Origin of the sequence: Paenarthrobacter sp. 2TAF44, assembly GCF_052114885.1 — a bacterium.
Classification (GTDB): Bacteria; Actinomycetota; Actinomycetes; order Actinomycetales; family Micrococcaceae; genus Arthrobacter.
In genome coordinates, this window is record NZ_JBFRFP010000012.1 from 96,859 (window position 1) to 116,035 (window position 19,177).

General features: G+C 61.7%; 18 protein-coding genes. 10 read left to right on the plus strand and 8 right to left on the minus strand.

Annotated features, from left to right (window positions below; all coding sequences use genetic code 11):
• The first annotated feature begins 2 nt into the window (after positions 1 to 2).
• Together AB4Z15_RS13575 and AB4Z15_RS13580 are read left to right on the plus strand one after the other, a co-directional pair.
• Positions 3 to 995, plus strand: coding sequence for an ABC transporter permease (locus AB4Z15_RS13575; protein ID WP_442017690.1), 993 nt, complete (start codon positions 3 to 5; stop codon positions 993 to 995).
• Positions 992 to 2,698 carry an ABC transporter ATP-binding protein gene (locus AB4Z15_RS13580; RefSeq protein WP_442017691.1) on the plus strand — a complete coding sequence of 569 codons (1,707 nt, stop codon included), beginning with the start codon at positions 992 to 994 and terminating at the stop codon, positions 2,696 to 2,698. The genes AB4Z15_RS13575 and AB4Z15_RS13580 overlap by 4 nt, the downstream gene beginning before the upstream one ends.
• Positions 2,699 to 2,806: 108 nt before the next feature.
• Here AB4Z15_RS13580 and AB4Z15_RS13585 read toward each other — a convergent pair whose 3' ends face one another.
• Positions 2,807 to 3,463: an NADPH-dependent F420 reductase gene (locus AB4Z15_RS13585; protein WP_442017692.1), complete on the minus strand. Its 657-nt coding sequence runs from the start codon at positions 3,461 to 3,463 to the stop codon at positions 2,807 to 2,809.
• Positions 3,464 to 3,592: 129 nt separating this feature from the next.
• Between AB4Z15_RS13585 and AB4Z15_RS13590 the strand changes: the two genes are divergently transcribed.
• Positions 3,593 to 3,982 (plus strand): chorismate mutase, encoded by a 390-nt coding sequence (locus AB4Z15_RS13590; protein ID WP_442017693.1) that lies wholly within the window; start codon positions 3,593 to 3,595, stop codon positions 3,980 to 3,982.
• A gap of 4 nt (positions 3,983 to 3,986) precedes the next feature.
• Positions 3,987 to 5,018 (plus strand): hypothetical protein, encoded by a 1,032-nt coding sequence (locus AB4Z15_RS13595; protein ID WP_442017694.1) that lies wholly within the window; start codon positions 3,987 to 3,989, stop codon positions 5,016 to 5,018.
• 12 nt (positions 5,019 to 5,030) lie between these two features.
• Here AB4Z15_RS13595 and AB4Z15_RS13600 read toward each other — a convergent pair whose 3' ends face one another.
• The 6 genes from AB4Z15_RS13600 to AB4Z15_RS13625 are packed head-to-tail and all read right to left on the minus strand — an operon-like array spanning position 5,031 to position 11,084.
• Positions 5,031 to 5,756 (minus strand): DUF4166 domain-containing protein, encoded by a 726-nt coding sequence (locus AB4Z15_RS13600; RefSeq protein ID WP_442017695.1) that lies wholly within the window; start codon positions 5,754 to 5,756, stop codon positions 5,031 to 5,033.
• A gap of 11 nt (positions 5,757 to 5,767) precedes the next feature.
• Complete coding sequence (locus AB4Z15_RS13605; protein WP_442017719.1) at positions 5,768 to 7,060, minus strand: DUF58 domain-containing protein; 1,293 nt, start codon at positions 7,058 to 7,060, stop codon at positions 5,768 to 5,770.
• Between the two features lie 52 nt (positions 7,061 to 7,112).
• Positions 7,113 to 8,135, minus strand: coding sequence for an AAA family ATPase (locus AB4Z15_RS13610; RefSeq protein WP_442017696.1), 1,023 nt, complete (start codon positions 8,133 to 8,135; stop codon positions 7,113 to 7,115).
• Positions 8,132 to 9,328 (minus strand): DUF4350 domain-containing protein, encoded by a 1,197-nt coding sequence (locus AB4Z15_RS13615; RefSeq protein ID WP_442017697.1) that lies wholly within the window; start codon positions 9,326 to 9,328, stop codon positions 8,132 to 8,134. The genes AB4Z15_RS13610 and AB4Z15_RS13615 overlap by 4 nt, the downstream gene beginning before the upstream one ends.
• Positions 9,325 to 10,017 carry a DUF4129 domain-containing protein gene (locus tag AB4Z15_RS13620; RefSeq protein ID WP_442017698.1) on the minus strand — a complete coding sequence of 231 codons (693 nt, stop codon included), beginning with the start codon at positions 10,015 to 10,017 and terminating at the stop codon, positions 9,325 to 9,327. The genes AB4Z15_RS13615 and AB4Z15_RS13620 overlap by 4 nt, the downstream gene beginning before the upstream one ends.
• A complete protein-coding gene (locus tag AB4Z15_RS13625; protein WP_442017699.1) occupies positions 10,014 to 11,084 on the minus strand; it encodes a glycerophosphoryl diester phosphodiesterase membrane domain-containing protein in 1,071 nt (356 codons plus the stop codon). The genes AB4Z15_RS13620 and AB4Z15_RS13625 overlap by 4 nt, the downstream gene beginning before the upstream one ends.
• Before the next feature lie 472 nt (positions 11,085 to 11,556).
• On the opposite strand from AB4Z15_RS13625, the gene mtrA reads away from it, so the two are divergent.
• The 3 genes from mtrA (at position 11,557) to AB4Z15_RS13640 (ending at position 15,861) form a co-directional block, all read left to right on the plus strand.
• Positions 11,557 to 12,231: an MtrAB system response regulator MtrA gene (mtrA, locus tag AB4Z15_RS13630; RefSeq protein ID WP_144649950.1), complete on the plus strand. Its 675-nt coding sequence runs from the start codon at positions 11,557 to 11,559 to the stop codon at positions 12,229 to 12,231.
• 136 nt (positions 12,232 to 12,367) lie between these two features.
• On the plus strand, positions 12,368 to 14,146 hold the full coding sequence (gene mtrB, locus AB4Z15_RS13635) for an MtrAB system histidine kinase MtrB (protein ID WP_442017720.1): 1,779 nt from the start codon (positions 12,368 to 12,370) through the stop codon (positions 14,144 to 14,146).
• Positions 14,143 to 15,861, plus strand: coding sequence for an LpqB family beta-propeller domain-containing protein (locus AB4Z15_RS13640; protein ID WP_442017700.1), 1,719 nt, complete (start codon positions 14,143 to 14,145; stop codon positions 15,859 to 15,861). Before mtrB ends, AB4Z15_RS13640 begins: the two co-directional genes overlap by 4 nt.
• Before the next feature lie 289 nt (positions 15,862 to 16,150).
• On the opposite strand, the gene AB4Z15_RS13645 is transcribed toward AB4Z15_RS13640, so the two are convergent.
• Positions 16,151 to 16,513: a hypothetical protein gene (locus AB4Z15_RS13645; protein ID WP_442017701.1), complete on the minus strand. Its 363-nt coding sequence runs from the start codon at positions 16,511 to 16,513 to the stop codon at positions 16,151 to 16,153.
• A 225-nt stretch (positions 16,514 to 16,738) separates the two neighbouring features.
• Here AB4Z15_RS13645 and AB4Z15_RS13650 point away from each other — a divergent pair, with 225 nt between their 5' ends.
• The 3 genes from AB4Z15_RS13650 (at position 16,739) to AB4Z15_RS13660 (ending at position 19,175) form a co-directional block, all read left to right on the plus strand.
• Complete coding sequence (locus tag AB4Z15_RS13650; RefSeq protein ID WP_442003978.1) at positions 16,739 to 16,987, plus strand: phosphoribosyltransferase family protein; 249 nt, start codon at positions 16,739 to 16,741, stop codon at positions 16,985 to 16,987.
• A 143-nt stretch (positions 16,988 to 17,130) separates the two neighbouring features.
• The gene (hpf, locus tag AB4Z15_RS13655; RefSeq protein WP_442017702.1) at positions 17,131 to 17,859 is read left to right on the plus strand and encodes a ribosome hibernation-promoting factor, HPF/YfiA family; all 729 of its coding nucleotides are present in this window, start codon (positions 17,131 to 17,133) and stop codon (positions 17,857 to 17,859) included.
• 26 nt (positions 17,860 to 17,885) lie between these two features.
• The gene (locus AB4Z15_RS13660) at positions 17,886 to 19,175 is read left to right on the plus strand and encodes a winged helix-turn-helix domain-containing protein (protein WP_442017703.1); all 1,290 of its coding nucleotides are present in this window, start codon (positions 17,886 to 17,888) and stop codon (positions 19,173 to 19,175) included.
• Positions 19,176 to 19,177 lie beyond the last annotated feature (2 nt).

The following is a 19,177-nucleotide window of genomic DNA, read 5'->3' on the forward strand; positions in this document are numbered from 1 at the left end:
CCATGAGCACTCCTTCACTGACTGCTCCCAAGCAGCCCCTCTTCTCCCGGCTTCCGGTGGTGTCCCACCTCAGGAAAAGCGTTGGCCTCCAACGCGGCATGCTGGTCGTGGGCGTTGTCCTCAGTGGATTGTTCCTGCTGACAAGCATTTTCGCCCCGCTTCTGGCCCCCTACGGCTACTCCCAACTCAGCGATGCGTCCGGATCCTTCCCCACCCAAGAGGCGCCGGGTGGCAAGCACCTGCTTGGTACCACTGTGGGCGGCTATGACGTCCTGTCCCGCGTCCTGTGGGGATCCCAGACGGCCGTGACCGTCATCATCGTGTCCGTGGCAATGTCACTTTTCCTCGGCGTCGCCCTGGGCCTGCTCAGCGGCTACTTCGGCGGCTGGTTGGACAGGATCCTTGTAGTAGTGGCGGACGCCATCTATGCGTTCCCCACCCTGCTTTTGGCAATCGTCATCTCGATTGTGATCAGCCGTGGCCAGTCCAGTTTCTGGGGCGGTATTTTCTCTTGTGCCTTCTCCATCACCGTGGTGTTCGTGCCACAGTATTTCCGGGTCATCCGCGCTGAAACCATTCGGCTCAAGGCAGAGCCTTTCGTCGAGTCGGCCAAGGTCCTGGGTGCGTCCAGCCTCCGTATCATCGGACGGCACATCTTCAAAAACGCAACGCGCACCTTGCCCCTGATGTTCACCCTCAATGCCTCCGAGGCGATCCTTACGCTTGCCGGCCTTGGCTTCCTGGGTTTCGGCATCGAGCCAACGTCCGCTGCAGAATGGGGCTTTGACCTGAATAAGGCGCTGGCCGATACGTCCTCCGGTATCTGGTGGACCGGCGTCTTCCCTGGCATTGCAATCGTCCTGACGGTCCTGGGATTGACGCTGGTTGGCGAAAGCATCAACGACCTCAACGATCCCCGGATCCGTGGACGCAAGCGCGCAGGGACAACGAAATCCCCGGCAACTCCAACATCTTCAGAGGCAGGTAAGCCATGACCACCAACCTCGGAAACATTTCCGATGCCGGGGCCACCGGTGAACCGGTCCTCACCATTGACCGGCTCAAAGTCACCTTCGCCACAGACAGCGGGGATGTCTATGCGGTGAAGGATGTCAGCCTGGACGTCAAAGCCGGGGAAGTAGTGGCGATCGTGGGGGAGTCCGGCTCCGGGAAGACCGTGACGGCCAAGACCATCCTTGGCCTGCTTCCGGAAACTGCCATCAGCTCCGGCGCGGTGGTGATCAATGGCAACAACGTGATCAGCGTCAGCAAATCCGCACTACGAAAGATCCGTGGCCGCGACGTAGCCATGGTCTTCCAAGAGCCATCCACTGCTTTGAATCCCGTGTTCACCGTTGGCTGGCAGATTGCCGAGGGGATCCGTGCCCACGCCAAGGACGGCCACCGTGTGTCTTCCAAGGAGGCCAAGGAACGGGCCACGGAAGCGCTGCGAAAGGTGGGCATTCCGGACCCCGAGACCCGCGTCAACTACTACCCACACCAGTTTTCCGGCGGGCAGAAGCAGCGCGTGGTGATTGCCGCCGCGTTGGCTTTGAACCCGGGCCTGATTGTGGCCGATGAGCCAACGACTGCCCTGGACGTCACAGTGCAGGCGGAAATCCTGCAGCTACTCCGGGACTTGCGGGACAACTACGGCACATCCATCGTGTTGATCACCCACAACATGGGCGTCGTGGCCGACCTCGCAGACCGCGTGGTGGTCATGTACCAGGGCGACGTGGTGGAAGAAGCGCCCTCAAGGGTGCTGTTCGCGGAACCGAAGCAGGACTACACGAAAAAGCTCCTCGCCGCGGTCCCGCACCTGGGCCGGAACTCAGCCTCTGAAGGCGCCCGCGGTCGGTTGCATCAGGATGGCAAGGTCCTCGTCGAAGCGAAGAACCTCACCATTGAGTACCCGGGCCGGTTTGGCCGTCATGGCTTCAAAGCCGTGGACAACGTCAGCTTCACGGTCTCGGAGAACGAGGTTTTTGGCTTGGTGGGCGAGTCCGGTTCCGGAAAGTCCACCATTGGCCGGGCAATCGCAGGCCTGAACCGGACAACGGGCGGCAGCCTGAAAGTCCTCGGCTACGAGATGCTGGACTTCAAGGAGCGCACCTTCCGTCCGCTGCGGAAGGAGATCGGCTTTGTTTTCCAGGACCCGGCCGCTTCCTTCAACCCTCATCTCACCATCGGCGAGTGCGTGGCCGAGCCGCTGATTATCCACACGAAGCCCAGCGCGGCTGAGGCGCGGAAAAAGGTAGGCGAGCTGCTTGAGTCAGTCCAGTTGCCGGCGTCGTACGCGCAACGCTACCCGCACGAGCTGTCCGGTGGACAACGGCAGCGGGCCTCGCTTGCGAGATCCTTGGCGCTCAATCCGCGTCTGCTGATTGCCGACGAACCAACCTCTGCGCTGGACGTCTCAGTGCAGGCCAAGGTGCTGGACTTGTTCAAGGACATCCAGGAGCAGTTCGGCTTCGCGGCGCTCTTCATCAGCCACGACCTCGCAGTGGTGGACATGCTCTCGCACTGGGTTGGCGTGCTGTACAAGGGCCAGTTGGTGGAGCAGGGCATCGGGAACCATGTGATGGGCTCGCCCCAGCATGATTACACCAAACGGCTGATCGCCTCCTTGCCGGTTCCGGACCCTGATGAACAAGCACGACGCCGGGAGGCCCACCGGGCGCTGTTGGGCGGCTAGGTCCCAGAAACCCGGCGGCTGCGAAGTCCGTGAAGCTGCATCGAAGGTCCGTTCTCCACGCTGGGGAGCGGACCTTCGATGCCTCCATCGCGGACGGCGCTTCCTGACCTATTCCGAGACGATGGCGATGTTGAACATCTTTCCCTTTGGCTGCTGCATGAAGATCCTTAGCCACAAGGGCAGCCACATTTCCATGCCGCGGGCAGCATCAAGTCCACCAAGGTCCCTTATGTGCTCGGGTGCCCAACCAAACTCCTGCAGCAGGCCTGACACTGTGGATTTGGCATCCGCGTCGTTTCCGGCCATAAACATGTCATGTGGGCCCGGAAGGCGCCCTGGATCCACCATCACGGGGGCACTGACTGTGTTAAGGGATTTCACTACCCGCACCTCGGGGTAGGTCCGTTGAATGGTCTCGGCGATGCTGTCCGTGTTGCAGATAGTGAGAGATGGCGGGAAGCCGCTGGATCCATCAAGCGCATTTGCCACATCCAACAGGATTTTGCCGTTGATGTTGGCCTCGCCGGCTTCGGCGAGGACGGCCAGGCTGACCGTACCGGGTGTGGCGTTGATGATCAGCTCGGACTGGGCGCACGCTTCCGCGAAAGAGCCGGCATGGGCGCGTGGACCAGCCTGCTGCGCCCACTCCTCGCCCTTGGGATTGCCTGATTCACGGGAACCCATCATGACCTCGTGGCCCAGCAACACCAACTTGCCAGCGAGGGCGTGGCCCACCATTCCTGTTCCCAGAACAGCGATTTTCATGGAAGCTCCCTTGGTCGACGTGCAGTGATGCTGCCATTCTGCACCGATTTGCGCGACGGGAACACGGTTCTACCGGCGCCGGCAGGTAACACCCGCAACGCTACCGCCCCACACCATAGACTGGGGATCATGACCGAGCAGAACAATGCCCTCCCCGAAGACGACGATTCCTTCAACCCGTCAGCGAGTTCCCTCGCGGGCCAGGTGGATCGCGGCGTCATGGATGAGCTGCTCTCCATCCGGTCCAGCATCGACAACATTGATGCCACACTCGTTTTCCTGCTCGCGGAACGCTTCAAGGCCACCCAGAAAGTAGGGATCCTGAAGGCCACGCACAAGCTTCCCGCGGGCGACCCCGGACGGGAAGCAGCCCAGATCGCCCGGCTTCGCCGCCTGGCCGAGGACGCGCATCTTGACCCCGCATTTGCCGAGAAGTTCCTGAATTTCATCATCAGTGAAGTGATCCGCCATCACGAGGCCATCGCAGAGGATCACCAGATCTCCAGCCGGCAGGCCTGAAAGTATGTCGGGAGAAGTGCAGCGGGTCAGCGCTACGGCGCTGGGCCCATGGCCCGGGATTGACCCTGCCGAGTCCATGCGAATCATTCGGGGCGAATTGGGCGACCCCCACCTTCCGTTCCTGCCCGAACTGCCGGACCGTGGTGTCGGATCCGACGCCGTTGGACGTACAGCTTCGCTGCTGGTGGACTTGGCCGTGGACGTTCAACCCCACGGATGGAGATTGGTGGACCGGGGAGGAAAGGACGCCCAGCGGGCACGATCCGCGCTTGCCACCGACATCAACATCCTGGCCGACATCGCTGGAACAGAGGAAGTTTCAGCCACCGGGATCAAGATCCAGCTGATGGGTCCCATGAGCCTCGCAGCCGGTTTGTACCTCCACAACGGCGAGAGAGCCCTTCTCGATTTTGGGGCGCGCCGTGACATTGCAGAGTCACTGGCAGCTGGAGTCGCAGAACACTTTCAGCGGATCTTGGGAGCTGTCCCAGGAGCGGGCGTCGTGGTCCAGTTGGACGAGCCGGACATTGCCGCAGTTATGGGCGGAACCATCCCGACGGCGAGTGGTTACCGCACTCTGCGCTCCATCCCCGGTGAGGAAGTGGCGGGAGCCTGGCGGTTGGTGATCGACGCGCTCAGGGCAGCGGGAGCCGTCGAAATCGTGGTGTCCGTACCGGAGATCGAGGCACCAATCGATCGCATACTCGAAGCGGGCGCCGATGGCATTGCCGTGCCGCTGAAAGCCTTGACAACCCGCCAATGGGAGCACCTTGCCGGGGCAGTGGAAGATGGCAAACGTGTGTGGGCCGGTGCTATGCCCACAATGGGCGCTGATGCCATGCTCCCGCGGACTGCGGACGTCGTGGAAAGCATTTGGCGGCCTTGGAGCCAACTGGGCCTCCCGGCGTCGGCCTTGTCGGCATTGCGCTTAACGCCAGCAACGGGACTCGCGCATCTGAAGCCGTCCACAGCCAAGGAAGTGCTCACCCGGCTCACCCAAGTGGCGGACGGCCTGGACCAACTGGCGCAAGGCTGATCGGCGAGGGGGTTAGATTCTCTTTTCCCAGCGATCCGGTTCCGCGTAGCGGGGGAGCGATGTGCCAGGGGCAGCCCCGGGTAGGTAGGGCGCCAACCGGTAATCGAAGCGGCCCGCATAGACAAGCACTACGCCGATCTGGGGTTGGATGACCTTGACCTGGATCCGGTGCTTGCCCTCGTTCTCGTCCCACCATTGCTCCGCGAAGGCCTTCGCGTCGAGCGCCGCCGGCAATGGAATGCGTAGTGGACCCAGGAAGAGCCGGCTCGCTTTCGACACTCCGCGTAGCCTGCCGATGGGCGTGACGCTGACATCGAGGTCGGTGACGAGGCGGCGGTAACGACCAACATGGTCCACTAAGCGGGTCGGCGAGGGCGTGTCGGAGCTGGTATGCGGCGTCGTGATAGCGCTCGTGGTGTCGTGGAACAACCGCGTCCCGGATGGGAAGTAGATTTCACGCCGTGCCGTGAGGGCTTGCCGGCCAAAGGGATCCACGTGGGCGTGGTTTTCAATGCGGAACGGAATGCCTTCACCGTATTCAGGGAAGAAGGCCTCTTCGCTTCCCGTCAAGGCCAGCAAAGGACGCAGCCATTTTTGCTGGCACCCCACGACGTCAAAGACCCCTTCGCCGATTCCATATGAACCGGAGCCTGCCGCGAGGGAGAAGTACTCCTGGAGTTCGGGGGCCAGCTTGGTGAAATCATTGCCCAAGGCCAACCGGTAGATAGGTTCGTTCATTGGAATCCTTCCTAGAGCCGTCCGGCCGCTTTTAGCCGGATGTAGGTGTCAGCCAGCAGGGGAGGGACCTCAGAGGGTTCGGCGTCCACCACTTCAGCGCCGAGTTGCCGCAGTTGTTCTGTGACGGCAGCGCGTTCCAGGAGTGCGCGTTCCGCGGCGGCGGCACGGAAAACCTGGCTGGCGGTGGAACGTCCGGCTTTCATGGCTGCCAGCAAGGGGTCCCGGACAGATGCGACCACCACTACGTGCTGGCGGACCAGTTGGGCCACCATGGGGAGAAGGCCTTCCTCGGGGGCGCCGCCGTCGAGGGCTGTCAAAAGCACCACAAGAGAGCGGTGTGCCGAGACAGCCCGCACCTGGCCTGGGATCTGCTGCCAGTCCAGTTCGATGAGCTCGGCCTCCAACGTCGCCATGGCTTGAACGAGTTGGGCCAGGAGATTGCCTTTCGAAGCGGATTCGACTCTCGCGCGGAGCATCCGGTCGTAGGCGAGGAAGTCAACCCGATCCCCGCCCCGTTCCGCCAGAACCGCGAGCAGCAGCGCAGCCTCAATCCAAGTATCGAGCCTCGGCTCGTCGTCAATCCTGGCCGCTGCGGTTCGCGATGTGTCCAGAACGATCACAACCCGCCTGTCCCGTTCCGGACGCCAGGTACGCACCACCACAGATGTGCGACGTGCGGTTGCACGCCAGTCAATGGATCGGACGTCATCCCCACGAACGTAGTCCCGCAGGGAATCGAACTCCGTTCCCGCGCCCCGGATCTGCACAGCGGCCCTGCCATCAAGTTCGCGCAGCTTGCGTAGTTTCGATGGCAGATGCCGCTTGGAATGGAAGGGCGGGAGCACTCGAAGCCGCCCGGGAAGTGCCCTTGTTCGCTGCCGGGCAGCCAGCCGCAAGGGCCCATAGGAGCGGATCGTCACGTGTGGGCTCTCAAGATCCCCGCGGCGCCGTGGCACCAGGGACACCGTCATGCGGCGACGTTCGCCAGGTGGAACGTCCAGCGGCTGGGCTGGGTTAAGGGCTCCAGCGGAAGGTTGCCAACCATCCCGGACCATCGCCCGCAGCTTCCTGCCGCCCAGGTTGGTTACCGTAAGGACGGAATCAACGTGACTCTCCAAAGTGACGTTGCCCGGTTGCTGACGTACCAAGCCCAGTTTGGCTGGGGAAGCCGCCAGGACAAGGTCAAGGGTCAGGAACAGCAGCAGTCCGATAGCGACGAACAGCACCGTGCTCCACGCGGGAAACAGCAGCAACGGAACCAGCCCGGCAACTGCCAGCAACACAAAACGACCCGTGATGGCCATCAGGGCAACCTTGCCATTGCTGTCATTTGCATCATCTGCATCACCGGCAGAATCAACGAGGCACCGGAACGGACGCGAGGATGCTGCCCAGGACGTCGTCAACGTGGATGCCATCCATCTGGGCCTCAGGACGCAGGCCTACCCGGTGCCTGAGGCAAGGCAACGATAACGCTTTGACGTCGTCCGGCGTCACGAAGGGCCGCCCGGACAACCAGGCCCATGCCTTTGACGTGTTCAAAAGAGCAGTAGCGCCTCGAGGGGAGACGCCCAGTTGGAAGGAAGGGGCTGATCTGGTGGCCCGGACTACGTCCACAATGTAGGCCAGGATTTCCGGGGCGACGGCCACTTGAGCCACAGCCGCGCGGGCATTGGAAAGCTCGACGGCGCCAGCCACCGGCCGCACGCCGGCTGCGGCGAGGTTTCGGGGATCGAAGCCGCCCGCGTGCCGGCGGATCACTTCGATTTCCTCGGCCCTGCCCGGCAAAGGCATGGTCAGTTTGAGGAGGAATCTGTCCAATTGGGCCTCGGGCAGGGGGTAGGTTCCTTCGTATTCGACGGGATTCTGGGTGGCTGCCACGATGAAGGGTGCCGGCAGCGGCCTGGACACGCCGTCTACGGAAACCTGGCGTTCCTCCATTGCTTCCAGGAGCGAGGCCTGCGTCTTGGGTGGCGTTCGGTTTATTTCATCGGCCAGCAGGATGTTCGTGAAAACAGGCCCTTCCCGGAAAGTGAATTCCGATGAATGCGAGTCATACACCAAGGAACCCGTGACGTCTCCGGGCATGAGATCCGGGGTGAACTGTACGCGCTTGGTTTCCAGGCTCAGGGCAGTTGACAACGCCCGGACCAACAGGGTCTTGGCGACTCCGGGCACACCTTCCAGCAGGACATGGCCGTCGCAGAGAAGGGCGATGAGCATCCCGGTCACTGTGGGATCCTGCCCCACCACGGCCTTCCCAACCTCGGTCCGGACGTTCAACAGGGACTGCCGGGCAGGATCCTCCACCCCCTGATGGGCCGCCCCTCCGGAGTATTGGTAGTTGCTGTCCGTATAGCTGTTCGGCTGGTTGCTCATCGGGCCGTCGCCTCCTGTTCGATTCGTTCGATCTGTTGTGCCCACTGCACCAGTTGTCCTTCTGTCTGCGGCTTGGAATCAATTAACGACCACCGGATCGCCGGTGCTTGCCGTCCAAGGCGCCGGGCCACGGCGTCGACGATGACTTCCGCGGTGGCGTCGGTCCCCAGATTGAAATGCTTGGCCAACCGGGCGAGGGTTCCTGCCCGCAAATTGTCGGCCGCGCGTTCAACGGCACGTGAATCCTGATAGAGACGTGCACGGCCTTCGGCCGTTTCGGCTGCCTTTACCACCACGGGAAGCGGTTCAAAGACCAACGGTCCCAAGCGTCGTCCGCGCCAGAGAATGGCAAGGATAGCTACGACACCCAGCCATGGGCCCGCAAACGCCAGCCATGCAGGTGCAAGTTCGTTCAGCGTCGGGGCGGATCTATCGGACGCTACATCCATGAGGCCTGGTGTGTACCAGACCAAGTCGGGCGCGCCTCCCAAGGCCCGGATGGCCAATGCTGCGTTGCCTTCGGCAGCGACGTGTTGGTTTTCCAGCAACTCAGTGCTCCCCAGCACCACCACGCGCCCATCCGCCGAGGCCACATAAAGACCAGGTCCATCGCTGCGGGTGGCGTAGCAAATTACGGGACCCAGGTAGACGGGTCCTTGTGCTGCAACGGCTCCCGCCCGCTCTGCGTCTTCCTGGCCGCAGCCAGGTTCAAGGATTTTCGTTGCTTCGGGAACCACTCCGCCGGGACGGATGCCCGGCTCAAGGCCGTTCAGCGTGCGTAGTCGTGGTGCGACCACCACTAACCGGTCGGCATCGGACCTGAGATCTTCCAACTGCGACCTGTCCAGGAAACCGCGGGGGTCATAGAGCAGCACGGTGGTATGGGTGTCGTCGGAAATGGCTGTCAAGGTGTCTTCGAGGGTATCGGTGGGAGTTATGGCAACACCGTGGCGCCCCAGTATTTCGGCCAACGCCATGGCCCCGTCGGGAGCGGGATTACGGGTAGACAAGGCCCGGGAGTCGTTGGGCGCCGAGAACCGCTCCACTGCCAGGAACGTCACGAACGCGGCAAACACTACGCCCAGCGCAATCCAAACCAGGTGCTTTCGGAACCAACTCCACATGGCGCTGGTCCGCCGTGGAGGAGGAGTTCCTTCCTGCAAAGCTTCAGGCACCTGTTCCTGGAGGGTCATCGCGGCACCGCGAATCCCTGTTGGTACTGGCCGCTGAAGTCAGGTGTCAGGGCCAGGAGGTCTGTATCCAGCTTGCGCAGCTCGTCATAATCCGAGCGTGTCGCGGCCTGTTCTCCGTAGCGGACCGCATCAAACAGGCGGGCGGCATCAACAAGCCGGAGCTGGGCGGGAGCGAAGGCCTGGCCCAAGTGATTAGCGGCTTCATCGGCCGTCCGTCCAGCCCGCGCTTCAATAACATCGCGCTCCTCCGCGGAGCGCACCAAGGCCCGGAACTGATCGACGACGGCGGACGGCCAGTCGCCGTCGTCGGACGCGGCCAAAGCGCGCTTCCGATATGTGGCAGCGTCCACAACCGCGTCCTTGCCGTAAATGCCGGCAACGGAGGTTTTTCGCGTTGCATTCAGCCTGGGACGGACTACGAAGATAGCCACCACAATGAGTACCACAGCCAAGGCAATGATGAGGGGAACAGCGATGTTGCTGTCCGGGGAAGTTCCGTCCCCGTCCAGGGAGCTGAGCCAGTCCAGGAAATCGCGCCAAAGCTGGTCCAGCCAACTGGGCCGGGCTTGGGCATACTGCGCCTTGGATAGTTCCTCCGCGGCCCAACGACGTGCTTCGTCCCGGTCCGGACTCACCGGCGGCTCAGTGCCGGCCAAAGCGGGAATGACATGGAGTAAGGCTTGACTCATGCCTGCGGCCGGCGCCCGGGAGGAGTGCCTGGCCATTCTCCGCCGCCAGGAGGCCATGCGCTGCCCTGGAACTGTGGGGCAGGACCACCGGGAATTCCCTCCGGATCTGCACCACTTTCCATCAGGCGCATCAACTCCACGTCCAGCCCATCCCGACGCATTCGAAGATCCATATAGATGAGCGCGGACACCGAGGTTTGGAAAGCGAAGGTCACAGACCCTACCAAAGCCCCAATTGCCATCGAGATCACAGTCGTGAGGACCAGGGTGGAGGCCACTGTCCCGGCGTCGGGGTGGGGGGAGACTACGGAGCCTATCGCGGTAGCAGCGAGAGAAGCTGGAATCTGCACTATCTGGGCGATGATTCCCACCATGACGCTCACCAGCAGCGTTATGCCGAAGATGCGCCACCAATTGCTCTTGGTCAACTGCCAGGATCGCAGGAGTCCGTCATAGACGCCGATCCGCTCCACGACGATGGCGGCGGGGGCGAACATGAGCTTCAGTCCAATCCAGACAAAGACGACGATGGCCCCGAAGCCCAAGGGAAAGACAATCAACAAGGCAGCCGGTCCCAAGGCCGTGAACAACAGCACGGCAATCCCGACGACGGCAGCTGCGGCCAGCAGTCCACCGAAAGTGAGCACGGCTGCTACTCCCAGGAGAGGCAGGATCCGCCCGACAGCCAGCTTCCACATTTGACCGAAGCCCGTCCGCCGGTTGAGGACAGAACGGGAAACCGGAATGACCATGACGCCCTGAAGAACGGCGCCGAGAAAGCCGATCAACACGGAGACTCCCACCGAACCCGCCATGACGGCCACGAACGGGCCGAAGAACCCAGCCGCGTCCCCGCTGAAATCCGTCGCTTCCAACGAATCCATAAGCTCGTACATGGCGACGGTGACAACACCCAGGAGGGCAGCGGCAACGGCCTGGACGATCAGGGCTGAACCAAACATGGAGGCGGCATTCCGGCGTATGGTCTGGAAGGAGCCATCAAGCAGCTCCCCGAATTGCAGGGGCCTCAAGGGAATGACACCTGGCTTGGGTGGGGCAACGTACATTGGTTGGCCATAGGGCGGACCGCCGGGCGCTCCATAGTATGGACCGCCGGGCCCAGCCGCAGGCCATCCGCCCGCTGGTCCTGGTCCTGGTCCTGGTCCGGGCGGAGGGTAGCCCGGCCAATTGTTGGCGCCACCCTGTGGGTGTGACCATGTGGGTGGCCCACCCCACTGGGGCTGGTTGCCCCAGGCAGGCTGACCGCCCGGATATGGCTGCTGGCCGTGCTCTGGCTGTGACACGATTTCCTCCCCAAGAGACCCGGCCGCCGACATGCGACGTCCCCCACATTGGACCTTCGCCCCAAGCCTATAGTCCCGGTGTCCTCCCTCATAGCTTGAAGCCCTCACTGTCCTGGCCAGCGGAACTACGTCGAGCCAAGCGCGGACGTGCAGTACGGTGGAAGTGCCTTGGGGGACGCCATGCCGTGCGGCCGCCCAACAGGACAAAGGCTGGGCGATAAGGGAATATATAACTATGAAGGCACGCATTCTGGTAGTTGACGACGACGAAGCGCTCGCAGAGATGATTGGTATTGTCCTGCGCAATGATGGCTTCGAGCCGGTATTCTGCGCAGACGGCGGCCAGGCTCTTGAAGTGTTCCGTTCGTCCAAGCCCGATTTGGTCCTCTTGGATCTCATGCTTCCGGGTTCGGATGGCATCGAAGTTTGTCGGCAGATTCGTGGAGAATCGGACGTTCCCATCGTCATGCTCACCGCAAAATCGGACACCTCGGATGTTGTCCGCGGCCTTGAATCCGGTGCTGACGATTACGTGCCCAAGCCTTTTAAACCCGCTGAACTCGTGGCCCGAGTCCGTGCACGCCTTCGGCCGGGCGAACAAAAGGCGCCTGAAACCTTGCGGATTGCTGATGTAACCATCGACGTCGCCGGGCACCTGGTCACCCGCGGTGGAGAGCGAATCTCGCTTACACCGTTGGAGTTCGACCTCCTGGTAGCACTGGCCCGCAAGCCGTGGCAGGTCTTCACGCGCGAACTTTTGCTTGAACAGGTATGGGGATACCGCCATGCCGCGGACACCCGGCTGGTCAATGTCCACGTTCAGCGTTTGCGCTCCAAGATTGAACGGGATCCGGAAGCGCCCGAAGTTGTATTGACGGTGCGTGGTGTCGGGTATAAAGCAGGTTCCTGAGTCTCCCACCGGCAAGACCGGCACCACGCGAGCCCAGGAGCAGACCGCAGCCCAGGAACAGACCGCAGAGACTTCGGCGTCCGGGAATTCACCCTCCGCTCCCAGCGATCCAGTAAGAAGGAATCTTCCCTGGCTGATGTGGCGCGCCAGGATATGGACGCGACGTGGCCTGATTCTGGTTCTGAGGGTTTCCCGACTCGTCTCGATCGGTGTCCGGCAGATACGGCCGGGTCTTCGCTTCCTCTGGCGTTCTTTGCTGAGGCGGTGGCGCCGGTCTTTGGAGTTCAGGACCGTGCTGACGACTCTCCTGCTTGCCGTGACGTCTTTTGCGATCGTCGGAGCTTACCTTTCCAACCAGATCGCGAATAACCTGTTCCAGGAAAGGCTGGCCCAGGCGGAGTCGGAATCCCGCTACAACGTCAAACAGGTTCAGGACACCTTCGACGGCGCACAGGTTACTGATCAATCAAGCGTCATCACGTTGGTTTATGACACATTAACCGCCGTAGAGGGCCGGGGCTCTGTGATCCAGCGGCGCTACGTCTTTGAAGCAGTGCCGGAACAGACCAAACCCCGTAACCGCTGGGTTGAGTCGCGCGCCTCGGACCAGCTCACGGTCCGCGTCATCCCGCCGGAATTGCGAAAGGCTGTCCAGGAAGGCGGGAAGCAACAATTCTGGGCCTCCATGCAATTCCCGGTCGGAAACGAGGACCGCCCGGGTATTGCTGTCGGAAACAAAGTGACCTTCAACGGCACTGCCTATGAGCTGTATTTGATCTATGACCTGAACACTGCCCAGAAGACCCTGGACGAAATCCAGAACGTGCTGTGGGCAGGTGGCGCGGCGCTGGTGCTCATGATCGGTGCCATCGCCTGGTACGTCACCCGCAACGTCGTCAGCCCTGTGAGCCACGCTGCCGTGGTGTCGGAAAAGCTGGCGGCAGGCCAACTCCAAGAGCGCATGGTGGTCAAAGGCGAGGATGAGGTAGCCAGGCTTGGTGCGTCGTTCAACCATATGGCCGCCAGCCTGCAGGAGCAGATCACGCAGTTGGCCACGTTGTCCCAAATGCAGCAAAGATTCGTCTCGGATGTTTCGCACGAACTTCGCACCCCCTTGACCACCGTTCGCATGGCTGCCGAGGTCCTTTACGATGCCCGTGAAGACTTTGATCCTATGAACAAACGCTCGGCCGAACTCCTCTATCACCAGGTGGAGCGGTTCCAGTCCTTGTTGTCGGATTTGCTGGAGATTTCGCGCTTCGATGCTGGGGCCGCCGTCTTGGACGCTGAACCCCAGGACATCTTCCAGGTGATTTCGCACGTCATGGAGGGTGCAGCACCCGTAGCCGCCGAATACGGCTCTGAGGTCCGCCTGAACGCCCGTCAGAAGAGCATCATTGTCGAAATGGACTCGCGCAGGATTGACCGGATCCTGAGGAACCTGCTTCTCAACGCCCTTGAGCACGGCGAAGGAAAGCCGATCCACATTTCCGTGGCAGCAAACCATGACGCCGTGGCCGTGGCCGTGCGTGACCACGGTATTGGAATGAGCCAAGCGGAAGCTGCCAGGGTTTTCGACCGCTTCTGGCGGGCTGACCCGGCACGTGCCCGTACCACTGGTGGCAGCGGACTGGGCTTGTCCATCGCCGCTGAGGACACCAAGCTGCACAACGGCTGGCTTCAGGCATGGGGCCGCAAAGGGGCGGGCTCAAACTTCAGGTTGACCTTGCCGCTCAAGCAGGGCGGAACCATCCTCAAGTCGCCACTTCAGCTGGAACCTGCCGACATCGAATTGCCCGGAGCCGGCAGCGAACGCCAGATGCTTGTCCTGGGTACGGGTTTTGGCGCCACAGAGGGCAAGTCCGACGTCGGAACGCCTCCTTTGGGTGACAAGGGAAAGGGCGATGCATCATGAGCGTCCTTGGCACCGCACGCAGACGGGCTGCCGTTGCCGTGCTGGCGGCGCTCATGGTCTTGCTGGCTTCATGCGCCCAGATTCCCCGCTCCGGCCCAGTGGGAAAAAGCCAGGATGAGGGAGCAGGAAACCCCAACGCCCCTGTTTTCTTCCCCGCAGCACCGCGGGCGGGCTCCACACCTGAAGCCGTCATTGAGGATTTCTATATGGCCGGCAGCGGCTATGAGGACGACTATCCCGTAGCACGGCAATATCTGACCCAGGCCCAGGCCGTTACGTGGAAACCGGACAAGCGGGCCGTCGTGTTCCGCGGGGCGCACGTGGTCAAGACGGCCGTGGAGAATGAATACCTCTACGAGGTCGATCTTGCCTACACGGTGGATGCGGACGGAATAGCCACGCAGTTCCCACCTGGGACCAAGGAGACCATCCCCGTCTCGCTGGAGAAAGTGGAAGGGGAGTGGCGGATCTCCAAAGTTCCGGATGGTACTGCGATTCCGGAAGAGACGTTCAAAGTCATTTACGGCGCCTTCCCCATCTACTTCTATGACCCGACGTTCACGTATGCGGTGCCGGACTACCGATGGTTCATCAAGAAGAAGACTGTTAAATCCATGACCAGCGCCCTTCTTGCCGGGCCTGCGCCCTACTTGCGTGGGGCAGTGGTGAGCGCCTTTCCCTCTGGAATGAAGTTGGCCCGGGAATCTGTCCCGGTAGTTTCCGGAGCAGCCCAGGTGGATTTGTCAGCCAAGGAACTGTTCGACGCATCGGCAGAAGACCGCCAACGCATGCAGAACCAGCTGGCACTAACGTTCAGGGGGCAACCGGACGTCATTAATGTCCAGCTTCGCGCCGACCAGGACCTGGTCCGAGTCGAGGACAACGGGACAGTTCTACCGCCGGTTGTGGACAAGAATGTGCCTGCCCGCCAGATTGCGGTCAATAACGGCGACTTGGTCCGCTACGAGAACAATCGTGTTTCACCATTGCCTGACATCCAGTCGGTTGCAGGCCTTGGGCCCCATTCACCCGCCGAATCGCCTGTATCCCAAACCGTTGCCTTCCTCAACGGCGACAAAACCACCTTGTACTCCATCGAGCCGGGTCAACCGGCCCGCCAGTTGACCACCCGAAGCACGCTGACCGGGCCATCGTTCAGTCCTCATGATTGGGTTTGGACGGCGGGACCAGGCGCCAGCGGGAATACTGAGGTTGTGGCTTTCAAACCCACGGGCGTTGCCCCCGGAATGGCCATACCCACGGCGACCATATCTCCCACGTGGCTGTCTGGACGGACTGTCAAGGATTTTCGGATCTCGCGCGAAGGTACCCGGGCCCTGGTGATATCCGAGGCGAACGGTAAATCAGTGGTTCAGGTGACGGGCATCGTCCGGAATGCAGACGGCGCGCCGAAGGATCTCACGGCTCCTGTCACTCTTTTCACCTCCACCTCGCCTGACCAGGGAGTGTGGGTCAACGGATCCACGGTTGCCGTCATGGCCAGTTCGGCGACGGCTACAGTGGTTCCGGAGTTGCTCTCCCTTACCTCGGGGGAGCCGCAGCAACTGGCACCCTGGGACGGCCTCATGAGCCTGAGCGCAGGGAACGGGTCAGAACAGATCTACGGCCAGTCCGCAGCGGGAATTTTCCAACGTGTCGGAAATGGTTGGGAGCTTCAGCTCAAGGGCCCAACGGAGCCGGCCTTCCCCGGCTAAGCCGGAGCGCCCTGGAGGCGCTGCCGCAACAAGACGGTGGTTGTTCACATAGCGGGTTCCAGGGCTGTCACCGGAACAAAAAGTGCTCAAGGCTACCAGCATGATCGTTTCCTTGAACAACCTTCCATCTGCCGTCAATTGTCCTGGATCTGCTCAACGTATCCGACGCCGGCTTGACCCGGATGTTGGTGCCCCGGACTCCTCAGGACCCCGGCGACGCGGAAAAGACAGGCGCTTGCTTGGGCGCCTGATCGCGAACCTGCAAGGGGCGTTGATGGAGTTGCTTGCACTACTGGTTCCCGCTGATTGCGTCTGCTGTGGTGTGGAAGATACCGTCCTGTGCAGGCATTGTGCCAAGCGGGTGCGTCAGCTTTGCAGGAAGCCCTTCAGGGCCGAACAGGAATCGCCTGCGCTGGTTGATGTGGATGGCACCGTAAAGCTGGGCGTGGTGGCCGCGGGGCCCTACAGGGATGAACTTTCGCAGTCCCTGTTGTCCTTCAAGAGCTTCGGCCAGAGGCGACTGGCTGAGGTGTTGGCGCCCTGCCTCGGAAACGCAGTTCGGCTGGCCACTGGTGACCGGCCAGGCTTCTGCATTGTTCCTGTTCCCAGCAGCGCGAAGGCCTTCCGAAGCCGGGGTTTCAGCCCCATACACGTTCTGCTCCGCTGCATGAAGAGACGAGGGATGTTGTCCCGGTGTCCGGGTTTTGATGCACTTGAGAAGACCGGGAGTCTCCTGGAAAACAGGGGGCTGGCCGCAACGTGCAAAGACCTGATCGGAAATGGCGTCAGGGCCATCCTTGGCGCGGAGGGGAGGGATGGTTCCACAGGCCAAAAAGGACTCGGCAGGGGTGAGCGGGCCAGGCGTGTCCGGGGTTCCATGAGGGTTCGGCCCCGCTACAGGGAACAGATCCGTGGGCAAAGGTGCCTGATTGTGGACGATGTTCTCACCACTGGAGCCACGCTTGCGGAGGCTGCACGGGCAGTGTCTGCGGCCGGAGGGATAGTCTGCGGCGCCGTTGTTCTCGCGGCCACGAGGCCACCAGCCTACGCCTCGCACACCGCCGGAGACGAGCCCCGGGGTGGGGTTAAGACGCAAACAAAAAATAAGTGGCCAAAGGGTGAATAACTCGTGCCGATGAACTAACGTCGGTTGTGGGTACCAAGAACAGATGTACCTGTCGATAGCGGCTCGGAAAGGGGCTCGACTGTCCGTCAGACCAGCCCCCTACAGCGTCGTTGTCGTGTCACCTGAGTTATTTGGAGGGCACCATGGAGTTCATGATCAGCGGACGAAATCTGACAGTTTCTGACCGCTTTCGCGAATATGCCGGCGAGAAAATCTCAAAGATTGAATCGTTGGGGGACAAAGTCCAGCGAGTCGACGCCAAGGTTTCCAAGGAGACCAACCCCCGGCAAACGCCGGGACAGCTCACCGTTGAAGTGACAGTTCTGGGCCGAGGCCCCGTTATCCGTGCCGAGGCCACAGCCGCTGACAAATTTGCTGCCTTCGATCTTGCGTACAACAAGCTGCTTGAGCGGTTGCGTCGCGCAAAGGACAGGAAGAAGGTGCACCATGGGCGACACACGCCCAAGGCCGTTCGGGAAGCAACGGCCTCCCTTGAGCCCGCGAGTGCCAGCGAGCCAATTTACGTAGAGGCCAACAGCCACCAGGAGCCTTCACCGCAGGCCGATGTGCGGTCGCCCTACGAGATCGAGAACGACATTCCAGCGGGAGATTCACCCGTTTTGATCCGTCGGAAGGTTTTCCCTGCAGCATCCCTCACGCTCGATGATGCGGTGGACAACATGGAACTGGTGGGACACAACTTCTACCTGTTCCTGGATAAGGAAACCAATGCGCCCTCGGTTGTGTACCGGCGCAATGGCTGGACTTATGGTGTCATAACCCTGGACTCCACCTGCGAGCCCGGCGAGGAAGCCGTGGAGGAGAAGATCCACGCGTACCGCTCAGATGACCAGGCGGCCACCGCCAAGTAAGGCTTGATCGCCGTGAAAGGACTTCAATGACCGCTTCGCTGAGCCTCTCACAGGCACGGCGGATCGCATTGGCAGCCCAAGGATTGGCGAAAGTCCGGCCCGCCGGCCCCGTGACCTCACGGGCGGTGGGCCGGACCTTTGCCCAGATCCAGCTTGTCCAGATCGACTCCGTGAATGTGTTGGCCCGGAGCCACTATCTGCCATTCTTTTCCCGTTTGGGAAACTACGATCCGGCAATCCTTCACTCCATGGCAGGTAGAAACCCTCGCAAAATGATGGAGTACTGGGCACACGAAGCCAGCTATATCCGACCGGAGCATTTTCAGGATCTCCTTCTCTGGCAAAAGCGGGCGTGGGTGGGTGCTCATCACTTGGAGCCCACCGTGCGGATTGCCATGGAGGAACGAATCCTCGCGGCCCTGGAGGCTGGACCGCCGATGACGGCGTCTGCCTTGACTGCACAACTTGGGCACACAGGGGATGCTGAAAGCGGAAATTGGGGCTGGAACTGGAACACCGTAAAGCGCGTTCTAGAGCATCTGTTTGAAGAAGGCCGCGTTTCGGCAGCTTCGCGCACACCCCAATTCGAACGCCTCTACACGCTTACTTCCAGGGTTCTGCCGGGTTCGGTGCACGGCGGGATGGATGCAGATGCCGCCCTTGACCGGCTCATGGATGCAGCCGCAATGGCACACGGCATCGGAACGGTCCGCTGTTTTGCCGACTATTTTCGGACCCCGCTGAAGGCTGGGGAGGCGTCGGTGCAGCGCCTTCTCCAGGCAGGCCGGTTGGAGCGCGTTTCCGTTCGCGGTTGGGACCGGGAAACCTACCGGCACGTCGAGGCCAGATTGCCACGCAGGGCCGAAGGCCGGGCGCTGCTGAGCCCTTTTGACTCGCTGGTCTTCGAGCGGCGGCGCCTGGAAGAGTTGTTCGGATTCCACTATCGGATTGAGATCTACACGCCCGCTGCCAAGCGCCGTTTTGGCTACTATGTTTTGCCCTTCCTGCTCAGGGAAGGCATCGTGGCTCGGGTCGATTTGAAGGCTGACAGGGCCGCAGGCCAACTCCTGGTTCGGTCCGCCTTTGGTGAGCCAGGAGCGCCACCGGATACCGCCGTCGAGCTTTCCGCCGAATTGTGGCTCCTGGCCCAATGGTTCGGCCTTCAGGAAGTTGTTGTGTGGCCCGTGGGGGATCTCTCGGTACCGCTCGCCGAGGCAGTGGGCCGGGGCCCTGTCGGACGCTGTGAACCAGAGGGGCAAAGCAGTCCGCTCACAGGGGAACCGGATAACGTGGCGATACTCTCTCCCGTAGACTGAAA